This is a genomic window from Marinobacterium sp. xm-d-564 (assembly GCF_013283345.1).
Classification (GTDB): Bacteria; Pseudomonadota; Gammaproteobacteria; order Pseudomonadales; family Balneatricaceae; genus Marinobacterium_E.
On sequence record NZ_WBYO01000003.1, the window covers coordinates 132,290 to 150,983 of the forward strand.

18 protein-coding genes are annotated in these 18,694 nt (G+C 46.5%); 4 read left to right on the plus strand and 14 right to left on the minus strand.

The genetic code is table 11. From position 1 onward, the window contains the following. Nucleotides 1-30 precede the first annotated feature (30 nt). A complete protein-coding gene (locus XMD564_RS04705; RefSeq protein WP_173507906.1) occupies nt 31-804 on the plus strand; it encodes an exodeoxyribonuclease III in 774 nt (257 codons plus the stop codon). Between the two features lie 46 nt (nt 805-850). Here the strand turns inward: XMD564_RS04705 and XMD564_RS04710 are convergent, their stop codons facing one another. The 3 genes from XMD564_RS04710 to rph are packed head-to-tail and all read right to left on the minus strand — an operon-like array spanning nt 851 to nt 2,846. Beyond that, a complete protein-coding gene (locus XMD564_RS04710) occupies nt 851-1,459 on the minus strand; it encodes a hypothetical protein (protein WP_173507907.1) in 609 nt (202 codons plus the stop codon). Nucleotides 1,460-1,462: 3 nt separating this feature from the next. Further along, complete coding sequence (locus XMD564_RS04715) at nt 1,463-2,047, minus strand: HupE/UreJ family protein (RefSeq protein ID WP_173507908.1); 585 nt, start codon at nt 2,045-2,047, stop codon at nt 1,463-1,465. Nucleotides 2,048-2,078: 31 nt separating this feature from the next. Next, on the minus strand, nt 2,079-2,846 hold the full coding sequence (gene rph, locus XMD564_RS04720; RefSeq protein ID WP_305848707.1) for a ribonuclease PH: 768 nt from the start codon (nt 2,844-2,846) through the stop codon (nt 2,079-2,081). An 85-nt stretch (nt 2,847-2,931) separates the two neighbouring features. Between rph and XMD564_RS04725 the strand changes: the two genes are divergently transcribed. Both XMD564_RS04725 and XMD564_RS04730 read left to right on the plus strand, forming a co-directional pair. Then, on the plus strand, nt 2,932-3,783 hold the full coding sequence (locus XMD564_RS04725) for a YicC/YloC family endoribonuclease (protein ID WP_254443079.1): 852 nt from the start codon (nt 2,932-2,934) through the stop codon (nt 3,781-3,783). Between the two features lie 54 nt (nt 3,784-3,837). Beyond that, nucleotides 3,838-4,233, plus strand: coding sequence for a DUF3429 domain-containing protein (locus XMD564_RS04730; protein ID WP_173507909.1), 396 nt, complete (start codon nt 3,838-3,840; stop codon nt 4,231-4,233). Nucleotides 4,234-4,237: 4 nt separating this feature from the next. Here XMD564_RS04730 and XMD564_RS04735 read toward each other — a convergent pair whose 3' ends face one another. The 9 genes from XMD564_RS04735 to bktB form a co-directional block, all read right to left on the minus strand. Next, nucleotides 4,238-4,705 (minus strand): MaoC family dehydratase, encoded by a 468-nt coding sequence (locus XMD564_RS04735; protein ID WP_173482597.1) that lies wholly within the window; start codon nt 4,703-4,705, stop codon nt 4,238-4,240. Between the two features lie 72 nt (nt 4,706-4,777). Then, nucleotides 4,778-5,704 carry a branched-chain amino acid ABC transporter permease gene (locus XMD564_RS04740; protein WP_173507910.1) on the minus strand — a complete coding sequence of 309 codons (927 nt, stop codon included), beginning with the start codon at nt 5,702-5,704 and terminating at the stop codon, nt 4,778-4,780. Between the two features lie 3 nt (nt 5,705-5,707). Beyond that, complete coding sequence (locus tag XMD564_RS04745; RefSeq protein WP_173507911.1) at nt 5,708-6,586, minus strand: branched-chain amino acid ABC transporter permease; 879 nt, start codon at nt 6,584-6,586, stop codon at nt 5,708-5,710. A 64-nt stretch (nt 6,587-6,650) separates the two neighbouring features. Further along, nucleotides 6,651-7,856, minus strand: coding sequence for an ABC transporter substrate-binding protein (locus XMD564_RS04750; RefSeq protein ID WP_217364271.1), 1,206 nt, complete (start codon nt 7,854-7,856; stop codon nt 6,651-6,653). A 51-nt stretch (nt 7,857-7,907) separates the two neighbouring features. Next, nucleotides 7,908-8,621: an ABC transporter ATP-binding protein gene (locus XMD564_RS04755; protein WP_173482594.1), complete on the minus strand. Its 714-nt coding sequence runs from the start codon at nt 8,619-8,621 to the stop codon at nt 7,908-7,910. Beyond that, a complete protein-coding gene (locus XMD564_RS04760) occupies nt 8,621-9,400 on the minus strand; it encodes an ABC transporter ATP-binding protein (RefSeq protein WP_173482593.1) in 780 nt (259 codons plus the stop codon). Before XMD564_RS04760 ends, XMD564_RS04755 begins: the two co-directional genes overlap by 1 nt. Nucleotides 9,401-9,657: 257 nt before the next feature. Continuing rightward, nucleotides 9,658-11,415 carry an acyl-CoA dehydrogenase gene (locus XMD564_RS04765; RefSeq protein WP_173507912.1) on the minus strand — a complete coding sequence of 586 codons (1,758 nt, stop codon included), beginning with the start codon at nt 11,413-11,415 and terminating at the stop codon, nt 9,658-9,660. A gap of 14 nt (nt 11,416-11,429) precedes the next feature. Then, a complete protein-coding gene (gene fadB / locus XMD564_RS04770) occupies nt 11,430-13,553 on the minus strand; it encodes a fatty acid oxidation complex subunit alpha FadB (protein ID WP_173482591.1) in 2,124 nt (707 codons plus the stop codon). 84 nt (nt 13,554-13,637) lie between these two features. Further along, nucleotides 13,638-14,816 (minus strand): beta-ketothiolase BktB, encoded by a 1,179-nt coding sequence (bktB, locus tag XMD564_RS04775; RefSeq protein ID WP_173482590.1) that lies wholly within the window; start codon nt 14,814-14,816, stop codon nt 13,638-13,640. A gap of 144 nt (nt 14,817-14,960) precedes the next feature. Here bktB and XMD564_RS04780 point away from each other — a divergent pair, with 144 nt between their 5' ends. Continuing rightward, nucleotides 14,961-15,965 carry an AraC family transcriptional regulator gene (locus XMD564_RS04780; RefSeq protein ID WP_173507913.1) on the plus strand — a complete coding sequence of 335 codons (1,005 nt, stop codon included), beginning with the start codon at nt 14,961-14,963 and terminating at the stop codon, nt 15,963-15,965. Here the strand turns inward: XMD564_RS04780 and XMD564_RS04785 are convergent. After that, a complete protein-coding gene (locus XMD564_RS04785; RefSeq protein ID WP_173507914.1) occupies nt 15,962-16,987 on the minus strand; it encodes an MBL fold metallo-hydrolase in 1,026 nt (341 codons plus the stop codon). The two genes, XMD564_RS04780 and XMD564_RS04785, sit on opposite strands and share 4 nt — an antisense overlap. A 20-nt stretch (nt 16,988-17,007) precedes the next feature. Next, complete coding sequence (locus tag XMD564_RS04790; protein WP_173507915.1) at nt 17,008-18,648, minus strand: fatty acid--CoA ligase; 1,641 nt, start codon at nt 18,646-18,648, stop codon at nt 17,008-17,010. Nucleotides 18,649-18,694 lie beyond the last annotated feature (46 nt).

Below are 18,694 nucleotides of genomic sequence, written 5' to 3' on the forward strand. Positions count from 1 at the left end.
AACAATAGTTATACGGAGCGCTTCGAACTCATGCGCGTAATTACTTTTAATACTCAAGGCATTGTTCAAGCCGCTGATCGGGGCTTTTTCGATTGGATGGTTAAGCAGGATGCGGATGTTGTCTGCTTGCAAAACATTCGTGCACGTGAGTATCAATTAGATGATTCTCGCTACCACCCTGAGGGTTACGAAGCCTACTTCTTTGAAGCCTTTGATGATGACTACAGCGGTGTAGCGATCTACACCCGCCGTCTACCTAAAGCGATTATGACCGGCTTAGGTTTTGAACAGTGCGATTTCCAAGGCCGTTATATTCAGGCTGACTTCGAACGATTCAGCGTCGGTTCTTTTAATGTGCCATCGGGTCTCAAAGGACCAGACGCTCAAGCAGAGAAAGAGAAGTTCATTGAGCAATTTGAAAGTCACTTTGAGAAGACTCTTCGCAAGCGTCGTGAATTCATCTTCGCCGGTAGCATGAAAATTGCGCACAAACCGGTCGACTTGAGTAACTGGTATGCCAATCAGACCGTATCTGGATTCCTTCCAGAAGAGCGTGAGTTCATGGAGGAGCTATTCGGTGAAATGGGCTACGTCGACACAATGCGTGAGTGTACAAAAGCGGATCGCGAATACACTTGGTGGCCAGACTACAACCGTGCCCGTGAGCTAAATGAAGGTGCGCGCTTGGATTACCAGATTACGACTCAAGGTCTGCGTAAAACCATTCAGCACTGCAGTATCTACAAAGGTCAGCAGTTCTCTGAGCATGCACCCTACATCGTGGATTACGATCTCGATTTTTAATTGAGAATTGGATTTTAGAAACCCTCTTTACGAGGGTATTTTATTGTTAGCGCGAGAAGAAAGCTAACATCATGATCTGAATCGCTGCGAGCCAAGAGCAGGCTACCCTGACGGCAATTCGTGAAACGGTTGCGGGCAGCTTTTCCAGTAGTAACTCACCGGTTGCGGCGCCAAGCATCACTGGCAATATCGCCCCAAGTGTCACACCGACATAGATGGAGACGCTTAACTCCATCCAGACATGCCCTTCCAATGAGACCATCTGAACTAGCAAGCCAGTAAACAGCGCCAGAATCAGCGTTAGCGGTTTGAACTGCTGGTTCAAGCTAGCACCCAGGGTTGCAGTGATAGAGCCGACAACGGTAGCCCCCATCATCACCCAAGTGGTTACTGAAGGCGCCAGTAAAAAGCCCAAGACTAACCCTGCGACAAAGAGGGGAAGGGCCTGAACTACACCGCGATTTTTCCATAGTGCGATCATTAGCCCTAAAGAGAGGGTGGCAAATAGAGTGACTTGATCAAAGATCACCACGCTGGCCCCTTCGACAAAGCTGGCAAATTGATCGGTACCAGCCCCAAAGCTATGCGCTACTGCCCGGCTAGGCAGTAACACTGTGGTCAAAAGAAGCAGTATCAAACCTGATGGATAGACCATAAGTTAAAGCACACCAAACAGGTAGCCAGCACCGACTAATGCAATGATCGCGCCGCCTAGACGAACCAAAATTGCACCAAAATCGAGTTTGGTTAGGAAGCCGAATGCGATACCGATAAGGTGAAGTAGGCCGGTCGCAATAACAAATCCAACGGCATAACCGTAAGCGTTAAACTCTGTTGGAAACTCTGTGCCGTGTGCATGGCCATGAAAGATCGCAAAAATGCCGACAATTACAGCCGCTATCCATAGAGGTGCTTTTACAGCAAAGACAATCAGTAGACCAAGAACCACCCCTGAAAGTGCAATCCCCGTCTCAACCGCAGGAATGGGAATCCCGGCAATGCCAAGTGCCCCACCAATCGCCATGACCAGTGGGAATACGACTGGAAGAATCCAGATGGCAGGCGCTCCCAAGAAAGCACCCCAAAGTCCAACGGCTACCATCGCTACGACATGATCCCAACCCATGATGGGGTGCCAGAAGCCTGATGCAAAACCTGTGTTAATACCTTCACCAGTATGGGCAAACGCCATGCTGCTGAAAATCATCAAAGATAGAGCTGTAGCGAGTTGTTTGATGGTCATTCTTAGTTCCAGGAAATTAAATTTTAGTCGCTTACGCCAGTGAGGCTTTTTGGATTGCTGTTAGCTCCTCAATGCCTTTCTTAGCCAAGGTTAGCATCTGATTCAGCTCATCTTGGGTATAAGGTGCGCCTTCTGCTGTGCCCTGTACTTCAACAAAACCGCCGGTTTCTGTCATGACGACGTTCATGTCAGTCTCGGCCGATGAGTCTTCTGCATAGTCCAAATCTAATACCGCTTGGCCTTTATAGATGCCCACCGAAATGGCTGCAACTTGGTTTTTAATCGGGTTGCCTTTTAGTGCGCCATTTTTATCTTTTTTCAGTTCGTTGATCGCATCAATCAGCGCAATGTACGAACCGGTAATTGAGGCGGTACGAGTACCACCATCTGCTTGCAGAACATCACAGTCGATGGTGATGGTGTTCTCGCCTAGCTTATCTAGATCAATCGCAGCACGTAGTGAGCGGCCGATCAGGCGCTGAATCTCAAGTGTGCGTCCTGACTGCTTACCGCGCGACGCCTCACGATCGGTGCGGCTATTAGTTGCACGAGGTAGCATGCCGTACTCAGCCGTTACCCAGCCTGAGCCTGATCCGCGCAACCACCGAGGTACACCTCGAGTAACCGATGCATTACAAAGGACTTTTGTATTACCAAACTCGATCAAAACCGAACCTTCTGCATGCATTGTAAAATTACGAGTGACTTTAACCTCGCGCATTTGGTCTGGTTGACGACCACTTGGGCGCATTGCATCTAAACCTAGGTTTTTCAATTGATCAGAGAGTGGAGAGCTCATGTAGGTACCTTAAAAGTGCCGGCATCGGCTGTTATAGTGACAATCAATCTATGGTAATCGAGTTTGACAGTATATGACACAGAGTATGACCGCTTTTGCCCGTTCAGAAGCTGAATTTTCATGGGGTACCTTGGTTTGGGAAATTCGTTCGGTTAATCAGCGTTTCTTAGAGCCTCATTTCAAACTTCCAGACTTTATGCGTCAGCACGAGATAGCCATTCGCGACAAGCTGCGCAAACGCCTGGCCCGCGGCAAAGTTGAATGTTCGCTTCGGTTCCATGAATCGGTGGGTCAGCAGAGTGTTCAAGTGGATCAAGTGCGGTTGCAGCAGATTAATGAAGCGCTACAGCAGATTAAACTCAGTGGTGCTTCAGAGGGAAGGGTTGATCCTTTGGCTCTGCTTCAATTCCCGGGCGTGATGAACAGCACTTCAGCTGATCCTGGTGAGGTAGGTCAGGCCGCGCTAGCGCTATTTGATGACGCATTGGCTCAACTTATTGAGGGCCGTCATCGCGAAGGGATTGAGTTGGCGGGTTTGATAGAGGATAGGTTGCAGTCAATTGCGGCGATCGTCGGCAAAATAAGATCAAAAATGCCGCAAATTATCGAAAATCAAAAAGCGAATCTAGTCGAAAGAGTGTCGCAATTAGGAGTCGACCTTGATGCCGAACGTCTTGAGCAAGAGGTAGTGCTGTTGGCACAACGTGCCGACGTTGCAGAAGAGCTGGACCGTCTAGATACCCATGTGACTGAAGTAAGACGCATCTTAATAGAGAAGGGGCCAATTGGTCGTAAGCTGGATTTTCTAATGCAAGAGTTGAACCGTGAAGCTAACACACTGGGCTCCAAATCCGTTGTCGTCGCAACGACTCAAAGCGCGGTAGAGCTTAAGGTTTTGATTGAACAGATGCGCGAGCAGATACAGAATATCGAATAAGATCCTGAATACCGACAGCTGCGTAACTCATAGAAACAGTTAAGAGTATTTCGCGTGATTAAGTTAGCACACCGTCTGGGTTATGCCGGGTTGATCCCTTTCGTCGGATTGGCTTTTCAGTTTGAAGATGCAGCGTCTGTCTCGGCTTTTATGAGTTATTCCGCTGTGATCCTCTCGTTTTTAGGAGGGATTCACTGGGGAGTTGCTATACGGGATAGCAACTTTGCTTCTGATGCTCGTTTGGCCATTTGCATGCTCCCTTCACTTTTAGCCTGGTTGGCACTTTTACTCCCCCTCTATTTAGGTTTGTGGGTTGGGTTAATTGCCTTTTTGGTTTGGTGGGCCTGGGATCATACTCAGATTGAAGATGGCGATTATCGGAGATTGAGAACTCATCTAACGGTGGTCGTTTCGCTATGCCACATCTGGTTGATTGCTCATTTAAATTAGTTGACTATTTTGGAGCGAAAATTCCGCCTTTCACTCCCGCGCTGGTGCGAAATACCAATAGCGAGCTATCAAATGTTTGGCGTGTTTCCCCATGCTGATTGATGGTTTTAGCATGAATCTTCACCACACCACGGTCTGGTTTCGACTTAGACGGTATCACCTCTAATATCTCGGTCTCTACGTGAAGCACATCGCCAGGACGAGTGGGTGTTAACCAGCGTAGGCTAACGCCGCCGCCAATAACGCCTGAGGCAATCGGAAGTGATTTTGCGATCAGGCGCATTGTAATTGAGCCTACCTGCCAACCACTCGCTGCAAGGCTTTCAAAGAAGGAGTCCTGGGCTGATTCATTAGATAAATGGAAAGGTTGAGGGTCGTAGTGTTCTGCAAAGGCTACGATATTCTCATTGGTTATCTCATAGCTTTCACTCTCAAATCGATCTCCAGCCTTCAGGTCTTCCAAGTAAAGCATCGGTACATCCTAGTCCTACTAGATAAAAAAGGCCGACACAACAGTCAGCCCTTGTGAGAGTAACTTAAATTATTAGAAGTTACGCTCTTTGAATTTTTTAAACTGCCCAACAATACCTGCGCGGAATGCCAGTACACAGATTACAAACACTGCACCCATGATGATATGAATGTAGTTACCTAGGTCGCCCGTAGATAGGTAGTTCTGCATGGTCACAATGACACCAGCACCAACGATTGGTCCCATAAGAGTGCCTACACCACCCACTAGGGTCATCAGGATCACTTCCCCCGACATGTGCCAGTGAGCATCAGTAAGTGACGCTAGGTTGAAGACAATAGTCTTTGTTGAGCCCGCTAATGCTGCCAGCGCAGATGAGATAATAAATGCCAGCCACTTGTAGTTGTTAACGTTGTATCCCAAAGAGATTGCACGTGGCTCGTTCTCGCGAATAGCTTTAAGAACCTGGCCAAAAGGCGAGTGTACAGTTCGCTGAATGATCGCGAACCCAATCAGAAAGATGACAGCAACGGTGTAGTAGATCGCGACATTATCTGTAAGGTCGATTAGGCCAAAGAGGTTGCCACGAGGTATACCCTGCATGCCGTTCTCGCCACCCGTGAAATCTGATTGCAGGTATACGAAGAATGTTAACTGAGCTAGAGCAAGGGTAACCATCGCGAAGTAGATACCTTCGCGCTTGATCGCCAGTTTGCCGTAAATAGCACCCAGTAGAGCGCCAGCTAGGGTGCCCATAAGGATACCAATCTCTGTAGACACGCCAAGATTCATCATCGCCCAACCAGTAATGTAGCCGCCGGTACTTAGGAAGGCTGCATGTCCAAAGGAGAGGATGCCAGCGTAACCAAGCAGCAGGTTGAATGCGGCTGCGAATAGTGCAAAGCAGAGTAGCTTAGCCAAAAAAACTGGGTAGAGTAGGTAGGGCGCAACGCCAAGCACTACTACGGCAATAATTAGATTTCGAATATTGGTATTCATCTCTTATGCCTCTTTTCCAAATAAACCCGCAGGTTTAAACAATAGAACCAGCATCATCACAACAAAAATGACTGTAGTTGATGCTTCTGGGTAGAAGTATTTAGTTAGACCTTCAACAACCCCCATGCCTAAACCGGTAGCGATAGCGCCACCGATGGAGCCCATGCCACCAATGACTACGATGGCAAATACAACAATCAAAATGCTAGAGCCCATATCCGGTGATACAGAGTAGACAGGTGCTGCAAGAACTCCTGCTAAACCAGCTAGAGCCACACCAAAACCAAAGGTTAGTGTGACCATCAAGGGTACGTTAATACCAAAGGCTTGAAGGAGTTTAGGGTTCTCAGTGCCTGCACGAAGGTAAGCCCCAAGTTTGGTCTTTTCAATCATGAACCAGGTACCTAGGCAGACCACAACTGAAGCAACAACGATCCAAGCGCGGTAAGTAGGCAGGTACATGAACGGTAATTTAATTCCGCCTTTTAGTTCAGCAGGCACAGGGTAGCTCTGACCAGATGAACCGAATATGTGGGTAAAGGTACCCTGCAGCATGAGAGCGATACCGAAGGTTAAAAGTAGACTGTATAGATGGTCTAAATTAGCGATCGGACGGATTAAGAAACGTTCGATAAGTATGCCCAATACACCGACAGTTACTGGCACGACAACAAGTGCTACCCAGTAATTCAAACCGGTCCATTTGAATGCTAAAAGCGCCGCAAAAGCACCAAGCATATACATTGCGCCCTGAGCGAAGTTAATTATTCGCAACAGACCAAAAATGATGGCAAGACCTAAACTTAAAAGGGCGTAGAAAGAACCGTTTATCAGTCCTACCAGCAGTTGCCCGCTTAACGCCATAATATTGATATCGAACATGCTATTACCGATCTCAAACTGAAAGATGGGGAGTGCTAAGCACTCCCCCTTTATTTAACCGCAATTACTTAGCAGAGAAATCACACTCTGGGTTCATTGGGTTGTAAGCTTCGTTACCTGGGATAATTTTTACGATGTCGTAGATGTCATCTTCAGATTTACGGTTTGCAGGATCTTTGATCTCTACTAGAAGCATGTCGTGAACCATACGACCGTCGCCACGTAGAGACGCGTTACGAGCGAAGAAGTCATTTGGGTTAGCAGACTTCATCTGAGCCATTACTGCGTCAGCATCGTCGGTACCTGCTGCTTCAACAGCTTTCAGGTAGTTCATAGTTGCTGAATAAGCACCTGCGTGCACCATTGTTGGGATTGAGCCGTGGATCGCTTTGAAGCGGTTGCTCCATTCACGAGTCTGCTCGTCCATATCCCAGTAGAAACCAGTTGTTAGACGCATGCCTTTAGCAACATTGCCGTCCATCGCTTTGGTATCTGTTGCGAAAACAAGAAGACCTGCGATATCAGACTGTTCAGTTAGACCGAACTCGATAGCAGCTCTTAGAGCGTTAGTTGTGTCGTTACCTGCGTTAGCAAGTGCTATAACTTCAGCGCCTGAAGCTTGAGCCTGTAGTACGTAAGAAGAGAAGTCTGTTGTACCAAGTGGAGCACGAACTGCACCTACTACTTCACCGCCGTTAGCCTTGATTACGCCACTAGAAACACCCTCAAGCGCGTGGCCGAAAGAGTAGTCAGCAGTGATGAAGAACCACTTCTTCTTGCCTGAAGCAACCATGTTCTTGACGGTACCGTTTGCAAGAGCTGCTACGTTGTATGTCCAGTGCGCGATGTATGGAGAACAAACGCCTGGCTTAGCTGTGAAAGAGTGTGAAGCTGAACCAGTGATAAGTGCGATGTTTTTGTTCGCTGAAGTAACCTGAGTTACAGCACCTGTTACTGCAGAAGAAACAAGACCACCGATGGTGTCTACGCCTTCATTTTCTACCCATTTGCGAACGATAGAAGAGGCAACGTCTGGTTTAAGCTGTGAATCAGCTGAAACAAGTTCGATAGGCTGACCAAGTACTTTGCCGCCGAAATCATCGATAGCCATCTGAGTAGCTTCGGTCATGCCTTTGCCGCCAACGTCAGCGTATACGCCGCCCATGTCGCCTATTACACCGATTTTAACTTTGCCGTCTACAGTTGCTGCAGTCGCTGTTGCTGCCATACTAGCTGCGATCATTGAAGCGAGTAGTGTTTTACGCATCATCTTTTCTCCATATTGGATTTTTTTGTTATCTGACTATCTTTGGCTGTTTAATTAGACGCCTAGGTAGCTGTTTAGAAGCTCAGTTTTTGCTTCCAATTCATCTGCTTGAATCTCTTCAACAATGTGTCCGTGCTCCATCACGTAGTGACGGTCAGCTATCGGAGCTGCAAAGCGGAAGTTTTGTTCAACAAGCAAAATTGTTAAGCCGCGCTCTTTGAGCTGTACAAGAACATCAGCAAGTTTGTCGTTAATAACCGGTGCAAGCCCTTCTGTGATCTCATCCAACAGCAGGATGTTGGCACCTGTTCTTAGAATGCGAGCAAGCGCAAGCATCTGCTGCTCACCACCTGATAAGCGCGTGCCCTGACTCATGCGGCGCTCATATAGGTTAGGGAACATCTCAAAAATTTCATCGACGCTCATCCCGCCAGAGCGAACATTTGGAGGAAGCATCAAGTTTTCCTCTACGTTCAAGCTTGCGAAGATGCCACGCTCTTCTGGGCAGTAGCCAAGTCCCAAATGGGCAACACGGTGTGAAGCCATGTTGATGGTTTCATTGCCATTAATGACGATCTGACCGCTACGTTTGCCTACGAGGTTCATGATCGCTTTTAAGGTTGTAGAGCGGCCTGAACCATTTCGTCCTAACAGAGTGACAAGCTCTCCTTCCATGACGTGAAGATCGATGCCATGAAGGATGTGGCTTTCACCGTAGTAGGCGTGGAGGTTGCTAATACGAATCTTTTCGCGATGACTTTGGCTCATTAGTGTGCTCCCGCTGCATCCGCTTCGCGGCCCATGTAGGCTTCACGAACTTGTGGGTCTGCAGATACAGTTTCGTAATTACCCTCTGTAAGGATTTGACCGCGTTGCAGAACGGTAATTTGATCAGCGAGGGTCGAAACTACCTTTAGGTTATGTTCAACCATAAGGATTGTGCGATTCTTGCTGACTTGTTTGATAAGGTCTGTTGTACGGCCTACATCCTCATGTCCCATGCCCTGAGTTGGCTCATCAAGAAGCATCAGCTCAGGTTCCAGTGCGAGTGTAGTGGCAATTTCTAGTGCGCGTTTACGACCGTATGCCAGGTCAGTGGTGACTGTATTTGCAAACTCTTTTAGACCTACCGATTCGAGTAGTTCCATGCAGCGATCATTAAGGCCGTTAAGAATTTTTTCTGAGCGCCAGAAGTGCATGCTGTGCCCCTCTTTGCGCTGTAACGCAACACGGACATTCTCAAGAACCGTTAGGTGTGGGAAGACTGCAGAAATCTGGAATGAGCGGATGATACCCATACGGGCAATTTCAGCAGGCTCTTTTCGAGTAATGTCATGCCCATTAAAGGTAATGACGCCCGAAGTCGGCTGAAGAAACTTAGTCAGCAGGTTAAATACTGTGGTTTTACCTGCTCCGTTTGGACCAATAAGCGCGTGGATATTGCCGCGCTTAACATTCAAGTTAACATCAGAGACGGCCGAAAAACCTTTAAACTCTTTCGTCAAATTTTTGGTCTGGAGAATGAATTCTGACTGATTTGAAGCCATTACTTTTATTATCCCTTGGTTACCACATCATTCAGTGGTTCTAGCTTTTCATCCAAGGTTAAGTAGTAAGCTTGTCGTAACTATTAAGAGAATACGACGAATTGTGTTTTGTGGGGTCGTCTTTGTAATATTTGTGACACAATTGCAATTAATCGTTATTTTTCAATTGCTTATTGTTTATTATCCATTGGTATTAGAGGGCTTTTTAGACAAAAAAATGCCCTGCTGTGGCAGGGCAAAAGATCTAAGTCTGAAAATTAAAATTGACTGATTTCAAACTTAAATAGGGAACTAAGACCTTTTTGTGCAAGACCTAGGTGAGTTTGGGCACGAGGCAGTAGATATTCTGTGTAGAATTGAGTGGTTGCTAACTTAGCTGCAATAAAGTCGTCAGAGAAGTTTCCGTCTGAGCTAGTTTTTGCTGCTATAGCTGAACGCGCTAGCATCCAGCCTCCACACAGGTAACCCATGCCCATGAGGTAATCGAAGCTAACAGCCGCACCCTGATTTAGATCTGACGAGGTGATTGCGTGTACTGCTGCTTGGGCCTCTTTCACTGAGTTGGCAAGCGCTTCCCCGATTACAGATAAACCCTCAACTTGAGCAGTTTCTTTCGCAGTATTTAACACTTCTGCTAGGAAATTGTTTACCGCAGCGCCCTGATCTAGAAGTGTTTTGCGTCCCACTAAATCAAGTGCCTGGATTCCAGTTGTGCCTTCGTATATCGGAAGAATTCGAGCATCTCTAAAGTGTTGCGCGGCACCTGTCTCTTCAATGAAGCCCATGCCGCCATGAATTTGCACATTTAAAGAACAGACCTCTTGGGCAAGCTCTGTCATCCAGCCTTTAACAATGGGAGTGTATAGTTCAACACGCTTTTGCGCGTCACTGTTTGGTTCGGAGTGATGTGCGCGGTCTATCTCTGCAGCAGCTTCAAGGACAAATGCTCTCATCGCCTCGGTAGCTGCTCGCTGTGTGAGAAGCATGCGGCGTACATCTGGGAATTCGATGATGGCAAGTTTTTCGCCGCTTTTAGAGCGACCTTGGATGCGATCACGCGCATAGCTAACTGATTGTTGGCGGGCGCGCTCAGCGATTGAAAGGCCTTGTAATCCCACAGACTGGCGAGCGTGGTTCATCATTGTGAACATGTACGCCAAGCCTTTGTTTGCTTCGCCAATAAGGTAGCCAACCGCACCGCCCTGATCTCCAAAACTCATGACACAGGTTGGGCTAGAGTGGATGCCCAGTTTGTGCTCAACTGCGATAGCATGTGCATCATTTCGTTGAGTGTAATTACCCGCTTCGTCTTTTAGGAATTTAGGTACTAAGAATAGTGAAATTCCTTTAACGCCCGCTGGTGCATCAGGTAGGCGAGCTAGTACCAGGTGGACGATGTTATCGGTCATCTGGTGATCGCCCCAGGTGATGAAGATTTTTTGACCTTTGACTAGGTAATGATCGCCCATTGGAGTTGCAGTTGATCGAATTGCGGCTAGATCTGAGCCTGCATCAGGTTCTGTAAGGTTCATGGTGCCTGTCCACTCACCTGATACCATTTTTTCTAGAAACTCTGCTTTCAGTTCATTAGAAGCGTGTTCTGTTACCGCTGCAACTGCACCCTGGTTTAGAAGGGGGCAAAGGGCAAACGCGAGGTTGGCGCTCTGCCAAATTTCATTCACTGCCGTACCTAATACATTAGGTAGGTTTTGACCCATGTACTCCTCTTGAGAGGTGAGGCCGTTCCAGCCACCCTCTACAAATTGTGCATACGCCTCTTTATAACCCGCAGTCTCTTGAACTCCATTAGAATCCAGTTTTGGTGGATTTTTATCTCCAATAGAGTTGAGGGGTGCTAATAGTTGGCTGCCAAGTTTCCCGGCTTCGTTTAAAACTATCTCCGCTAATTCGGAGTTGCATTCATCTGCGCCAATCGTATTGCAAAGTTGATCAAGTCCAATCACTTCGTTAAGTACGAAAAGTGCATCATCTTGGGGGTGTTGGTAGTCACTCATAGATAAAACTCCGATTAGTAAAATGTTCTGTTTTCATTCGCGCGAGCGATGAAGTTTTCGGTGGTTTGGTATAGCGCACCAAGAGAAGCATATTGTTCAACCTTGGCTTGGAACTCTTTAAGACCTATCAGGTCAATATAGCGTAGTGCTCCGCCTCGGAATTTCGGAAAGCCAAGTCCGAGTATTAAGCCCATATCCGCTTCGGCTGCCGAGGAGACGATGCCATCCTCTAAACAGCGCACAGTCTCCATGCATAGTGGAATCATTAGACGATCAATGATCTCCTGATCACTGAAACTGCGCTGATCCGCTGCATGCTCTGAAATGAGCGCAAGCGTGCTTTCTGCTGGGCGTTTAAAACGGTTGCCGTTTTCGTCTTTGCCGTAGGCATAGAAGCCCGAACCGCTCTTCTGGCCCAGCTCACCTTTTGCAAGCAATGACTCAGCAATTACAGTGCCGTCATGGCCCATGCGTTCAGGGAATCCTTGTTGTATAACCTGATCAGCGTGGACAAGGACATCAATCCCCACTACATCGGCAAGATAGGCCGGGCCCATTGGCCAGCCGAACGATTCCATGACGCGGTCGATCTGCTCGAAATCTGCGCCATCGAGTAGCAAACGGTTAAACGCATTGAAGTAAGGGAAGAGAATTCTGTTAACTAAAAAGCCTGGGCAATCATTCACAACAATCGGTTTTTTACCCATGGCAAGTGCGTAATTTACAGCACGAGCGACTGTTTCATCGCTGGTTTTTTCTCCGCGGATAACTTCAACTAACGGCATAGCATGGACAGGATTGAAAAAGTGCATGCCGCAGAATTGCTCTGGACGCTGGAGTGATTCTGCCAAGCTTGTAATAGAGATAGTCGATGTATTCGAAGAGAGTACAGCGTCATCTCTCAAAACACTCTCTACATCACTCAATACCATCGCTTTAACTTTCGGATTCTCGACCACAGCTTCAACAACCATATCGACATCACCAAAGCCTTCGTAATTAAGGGTTGGATTGATTTTAGTGAGTGTTTCAATCTTCTGCTCTTCGGATAACTTACCCTTCTTAATTTGGCGATCGAGTAGTACGGATGCAGTTGAAACCCCAAGGTCTAACGCTGGTTCGTTGATATCTTTCATCTCAACAGGAATGCCGCTGATTGCTGACTGGTAAGCAATACCACCGCCCATGACTCCGGCGCCAATAACTGCACCCTTGCTTACAGATCCACCTGCTTTTGCAAAACGTTTAGCTTGAGTTTTAATGAATTGATCACTCGCAAAGAGGCCGCTTAATGCCTTGCCGGCATCGGATTGCATCAAAGTTGCAAAGCATTGAGCCTCAGCATCGAGTGCTGAAGTGAAGTCTAATTGAGCTGTGTTACTGATTAGTTCGATGATCTCAGTTGCAGCGGGTGTATTTGCATTCAACTGCGATCCAAATTTATTTAGAGCTGCAGCTTTAATTGCTTCGCTACTCTGCTTTGATGCAAGCTGTTTACGTAAGCGTTGGCTCTCAGTTGCCTGTTTCTGACTGTTTAAGAGAAGGGAAACAGCACTTTCAACGCCTGTGTCATCAGCAATCGCATCTACTAATCCTATCTCACGGGCTTTATCTGCCTTTAATGGTCTGCCTGATAGGATCATCTCAAAAGCCTTGTCTGCTCCAGCTAATCGAGCAACTCGAATATTTCCACCCCAGCCTGGGCAGAGACCTAGAGTAATTTCGGGTAGGCCAATAAGTGCGTCCTGAGTAGCTACACGAAAATCTGTAGTTAAAGCGATCTCTAAACCACCGCCCAGCGCCATGCCGTTAATGATACTGACTGTTGGGAATGGCAGGTTTTCAATTGAATTAAAAAGGGCATGGGTTTCGTCAAGCATCTCGAGTATTGCAGCCTTATGCTGTTTCTGTAGCTCGATTAGCTCAAGTATATTTGCACCTACAACAAACGAAGATTTGCTGCTGCGAATAATTAAGCCTAGTGCACTGCTTTCAGATTTGATCGTTTGAACCGCAGTTTTCAGTTCAGATAAAACAGCGGCGCTTAATGTGTTTACACTTGCATTATTCGAGTTGATGACAAGCTCAATAATAGAGTCTTTGCGTTGAATAACTTGGATATGTTCGCCTGTATACATCGTTCTTTTACCTTATAAAAAATGGCGGGTGAAATTCACCCACCTAAAGACACTTCAAGGGTGATAGTGTCGAGCGAAAATTGATCAAGTTCGTTCTATTAGTGCAGCTATTCCTTGGCCGCCGCCGATACATAGGCTAATGATTGCAAAGCGGCCTTGGGTGCGCTCAAGTTCGTAAAGTGCTTTTGTCGTGATGATGGCGCCCGTCGCACCAATTGGGTGTCCTAGAGATATCCCGCTTCCGTTTGGATTTAGACGATCCATAGGTAGTTTTAGCTCTTTAGCAACAGCCAGAGCCTGTGCTGCAAAGGCTTCATTGACTTCATATAGATCGATGTCATCTACAGAAAGGTTTTGACGCGCAAGGATCTGTTGAATCGCAGGCACTGGACCAATTCCCATGTAGGCTGGGTCTACACCTGCGACGCTGTAATCGACCAACCTGGCCATGGGCTTTAGGTTGCGACGTTGAGCCTCTTCAGCAGACATCATGACTACAGCAGCTGCCGCATCATTCAGCCCCGATGCATTACCTGCAGTTACCGTACCCTCACGTTTAAATACAGGTTTTAGATTGCTCATGTCAGTTAATGCGCAGTTGTGACGAACATGCTCATCGGTATCGACAAGTTGTTCACCTTTACGTGTTTTCAATGTTACCGGTACGATCTGCTCTTTGAAGAAGCCATTTTCTATCGCCATCTGAGCTCGATTATGGCTGGTGACTGCCAGTTGATCCTGCTCTTCACGTGAAATGTTGTATTTTTCTGCAAGATTCTCTGCTGTTACACCCATGTGAACTTGGTTGATTGGGCAGGTTAGCGCTCCGACCATCGCATCAACCATTTTTCCATCGCCCATGCGCTGACCAAACCGAGCTGATGGAATGTGGTAAGGAACACGGCTCATCGATTCTGCGCCGCCCGCAACCACTGTTTTACAAATACCCAATTGAATTTGCTGGGCAGCAGTAAGAATTGCTTGTAAACCACTTCCGCAGAGGCGGTTTACTGTTAGGGCAGGCGTCCTTTCTGGGATGCCTGCCCCCAGGGCTGCCACACGTGAAATATAAATATCTGCAGCTTCGCTATGCGTCACATTACCGATAACGGCCTGTTCGATATCAGAGTTTTCTATCCCCGCGCGTCTGATAGCTTCGTTAATCACAAGTGCCCCAAGTTGTGTTGGTGCTTGATCCTTAAAAGAGCCGCCAAAGGTTCCGATGGCTGTGCGAGCGGCGCTTAAAAAAACTACTTCTTGCATGAAAAACTCCTGTTTTAAATTGTTATAGGGGCAATATTTTACGGATGAAATTAGGGGTTAGAATTGCAAAAACAGATCGATAATTAGCAAAAACGGACATGCTTAGATAGAATCACTCCTCGCTTACAACCTAATAGAAAGAATATGAAATCTGTCCAGCAAACTATCTCCATTCACTTCGTTCATGAATTGATAAGTGCTATAGATGATCAGAGTGTTGATGTTCAATTGATGCTTAGTAAAGCGGGTATAAATCCCCGCCTTCTAACCAGTCGTTTATCACGTGTTACGCCAACGCAATTTTCGCGTTTCATTTTGTCGATTTGGCGTTCTATGGATGATGAATTCATGGGGATGGCTAATAAAAACGCCAGGTTTGGCATGTTTATGTTGATGGCAAAGCATGCTGTCTGCTTGCCTGATCTTGGCTCTTTCTTCCGTTATTTAAGTGATTTTTATGCGCTTACGGGTAGTGCTATGAAATTGGGGCTAGAGGAGGATGAGGAGTGGGTGCGTTTAACACTTAAAACTGATGCGAATACACACTACTCAGGCTATACGCTGGATGAATTTTATCTGATGGTTTGGCATCGATTTGGTAGTTGGTTAGTCGGGAAAACAATAAACCTTAATTCTGTTGAATTTGCATTTTCGGAACCTATGCATTTTTCAGAATATCAACTCATGTACCCATCCCCTGTCATCTTTAATAAATCCGCAAATGCTTTGGTCTTTAAACGCAGTCAAATGTCACTTCCTATCGTTCAAGATGAAGGCAGTTTGGATCAATATATAAGGCGCTTACCTTACGCCTGGTTCACAAAACAGGCGTATCAGAAGACCTTCACTAAGAAAACCTATGACTATTTGGTTAGGGTGGGTTTTGCTAATGCCTCGATAGAGCATCTAGCGAATGAGCTCTACATAACTTCCCGCACATTAAGACGCAAACTTGCGGATGAAAAGGGCAGTTTTCAATCCATTAAAGATCGTGTCAGATTGGATCAGGCAATTACATTACTTGGTCAGAAAAAGCTCTCAATCCATAACATCTCTATTGAGTTAGGTTTTTCTGATGCTCCCTCTTTCTCTCGTGCATTCAAGAACTGGACTGGAGTTTCGCCGCATACGTTTAGAGCGAAAAGTTAAACAGCAATGTAGAGAGGAATGTCACTCTCATCACCAACTACTTCAATTTTCTGTTGTGCAATTTGATAGTTGATATAGGACCTCGTTTCCCCGAATGCAAGGTGGTGTTCGAACGGTGAAAGATCGCGAGGAAACAGTGCTCTTAATAGCTCTTCAGCTGTACTAGGTGTTTTGCAAAAACGAGTGATTTTGTGTGCGTTTTCAAGATAACCCTCAACTAACTCATCGATTCGAGCTGAAAGATTAGTCATCGATTTTTCATGTGAAGGTAACACCAGTGTCTCAGATGGCAGTGATTTAAGCTGAAGTAACCCATCGATCCAAGTTTTTAACGGATTGGCGTCAGCATCACCAAATCGAACGCTTACATTAGAGCTTATTCTTGCCAGTACTTGGTCGCCTGCGATCAGAATATTTCTATCTCGATTGAACAGTGATACGTGGGCTACAGTGTGGCCATCATTTACAAAAATGTCCCAGGTCTCGTTTTTAATAGTGAGTGTGCCTGGTTCAAGTGCGACGTATGTGCTTGGTAGTGGATAGAAGGCTCTTTGAAAGCCCAATAATCCTCTAATGATGAGCTCGTATTCAGACTCTGGAATACCCCCTTGATGGTAAAACTCATTCAGATTGCTTGAGAGTGCGGCATCTTCAGCGGGATTCATCGCTAAAAATTGCTTTATTCCATCGTATTCGGGTTTGCTTACCCAAAGGGGTACATTCCATTTATCACAGATCCATCCAGCAACGCCGATATGATCTACATGAGCATGAGTGGCTAGTACAGCCTTTAAAGGTCTCGATTCAGGCAGTTTTTCTAGGATGTTTTCTAGTATTTTTTGCGACTTTTCGCTTTTAATACCTGTATCAACAAGGATCCACCCGTCGGAATCTTCGACTAGGTAAACGTTAATATGATCCAGTGCAAAGGGTAGAGGTAACCGAATTTGGTAGATGCCTTCTGCGACCTCTGTGGGAATACCCAGCAGGTTGTCTTCGGATATTGATTGCACTGAATTCATATTGTCCAAGTTTTCCGTTGTTATACGTTTGCGCGTATTAACTTTTTGTCGATTTTACCGACACTGGTTTTCGGAATCGACTCAACAATTTGTACTTGCTGTGGTATGGCCCACTTATTGATGCGGCCACTCTCTACAAACTGCATTAAGTGTTGTTGGATTTCAGTTGGCTCTATAGTTGTATCGGCAGCAGCTACGATGAGTGCAAGCGGGCGCTCATCCCACTTTTCATCTGGTATGCCAACTACAGCGACTTCGTTCACAGCTGGGTGTTGGCTAATCAGATTCTCAAGTTCTAAGGAAGATATCCACTCGCCGCCAGTTTTGATGACATCTTTGATACGGTCTTTGATCTGCAAGAAGCCGCGGCCATCAATTGAGCCAACATCTCCCGTATGAAGCCAGCCGTTGCTCCACAGCTCTTCGCTTCGTTCAGGCTCTTTTACATACCCCTGTGTTAACCATGGTGCACGCACCACCACTTCGCCCATCGCTTCTCCATCGTGCGGAACATCGTTGCCATTAGGGTCTACTATTCGCAGGTCAACGAGACCCATTGGAACGCCTGTTTTGATTCGTGTGCTCATCTGGTTTTCGATAGACAACTCACGTGTATCGGTGTGCAGGTAGGTTATGGTCAGTATAGGACAGGTTTCGGACATGCCGTATCCGGTATGGAATTTAATTCCTTTAGCAGCCATAGCATTTGCAAGGCCGAGTGTCGGTGCACTTCCTCCGGTCATTAATTTCCAACGCGATAGATCGGTTGTTTTGGCCTCTTCAGACTCAAGGATCATCTGGAGCACAGCCGGAACACCGTGCGAGAAAGTTACACCCTCTTCGCGATATAGGCGGACCAGTTTGTTTGGCTCATAACGACCCGGATATACCTGCTTAATACCTTTCATGGTTGCTACATATGGGATGCCCCATGCGTGAACGTGGAACATAGGCGTCATTGGCATGTAGACGTCATCAGAGCGAAGCAGTGGAAGTGCGTCGTATGCCCCCATAGTGACAGCAGCATTAAGTGTGTGAAGTACCAGTTGTCGGTGTGAGAAAAAGACCCCTTTAGGGTTTCCAGTTGTGCCGGTTGTGTAGAAGGTTGTCGCTACAGAATTTTCATCGAAATCAGGGAAATCATACTGTTCAGAGGATTCTGCAAGTAACGCTTCATATTCACCAAGTGTCGCAAGCTTTGTAGATTTTGCACTCTCTTTATCTGTCAATTGAACCACCGTTTTCACAGAGGGTACCTGGGAGGCAATATCTTCAAAGAGTTCTACAAAATCATCATGTACTAAGACCATGTCATCTTCTGCATGGTTCATCGTGTAAGCAATTTGATCCGGGCTTAAACGAATATTTACATGGTGCAAGATTGCACCAATCATTGGTACAGCAAAGTACGCTTCTAAGTAGCGGTGGCTATCCCAGTCCATTACAGCAACAGTATCGCCCGCACCTATGCCAGCTTTCGTAAGCAGGTTCGCGAGGCGAGCAATACGTTTATTAAGTTCAACGTAGTTGTATCTAACCTTATCGCCGTAAACGATCTCCTGGTTAGGCTCATATCTGACGCCTGAAAGAAGTAGACTCTTGATTAGAAGGGGGTATTGGTAAGCACTTTCCGTTGGCGCCAGTATTTTTGTTGTTTTCATCGGTGTTTGCTCCATCTTTAAAATTTGTTGCTGGGACAAGGTTTAA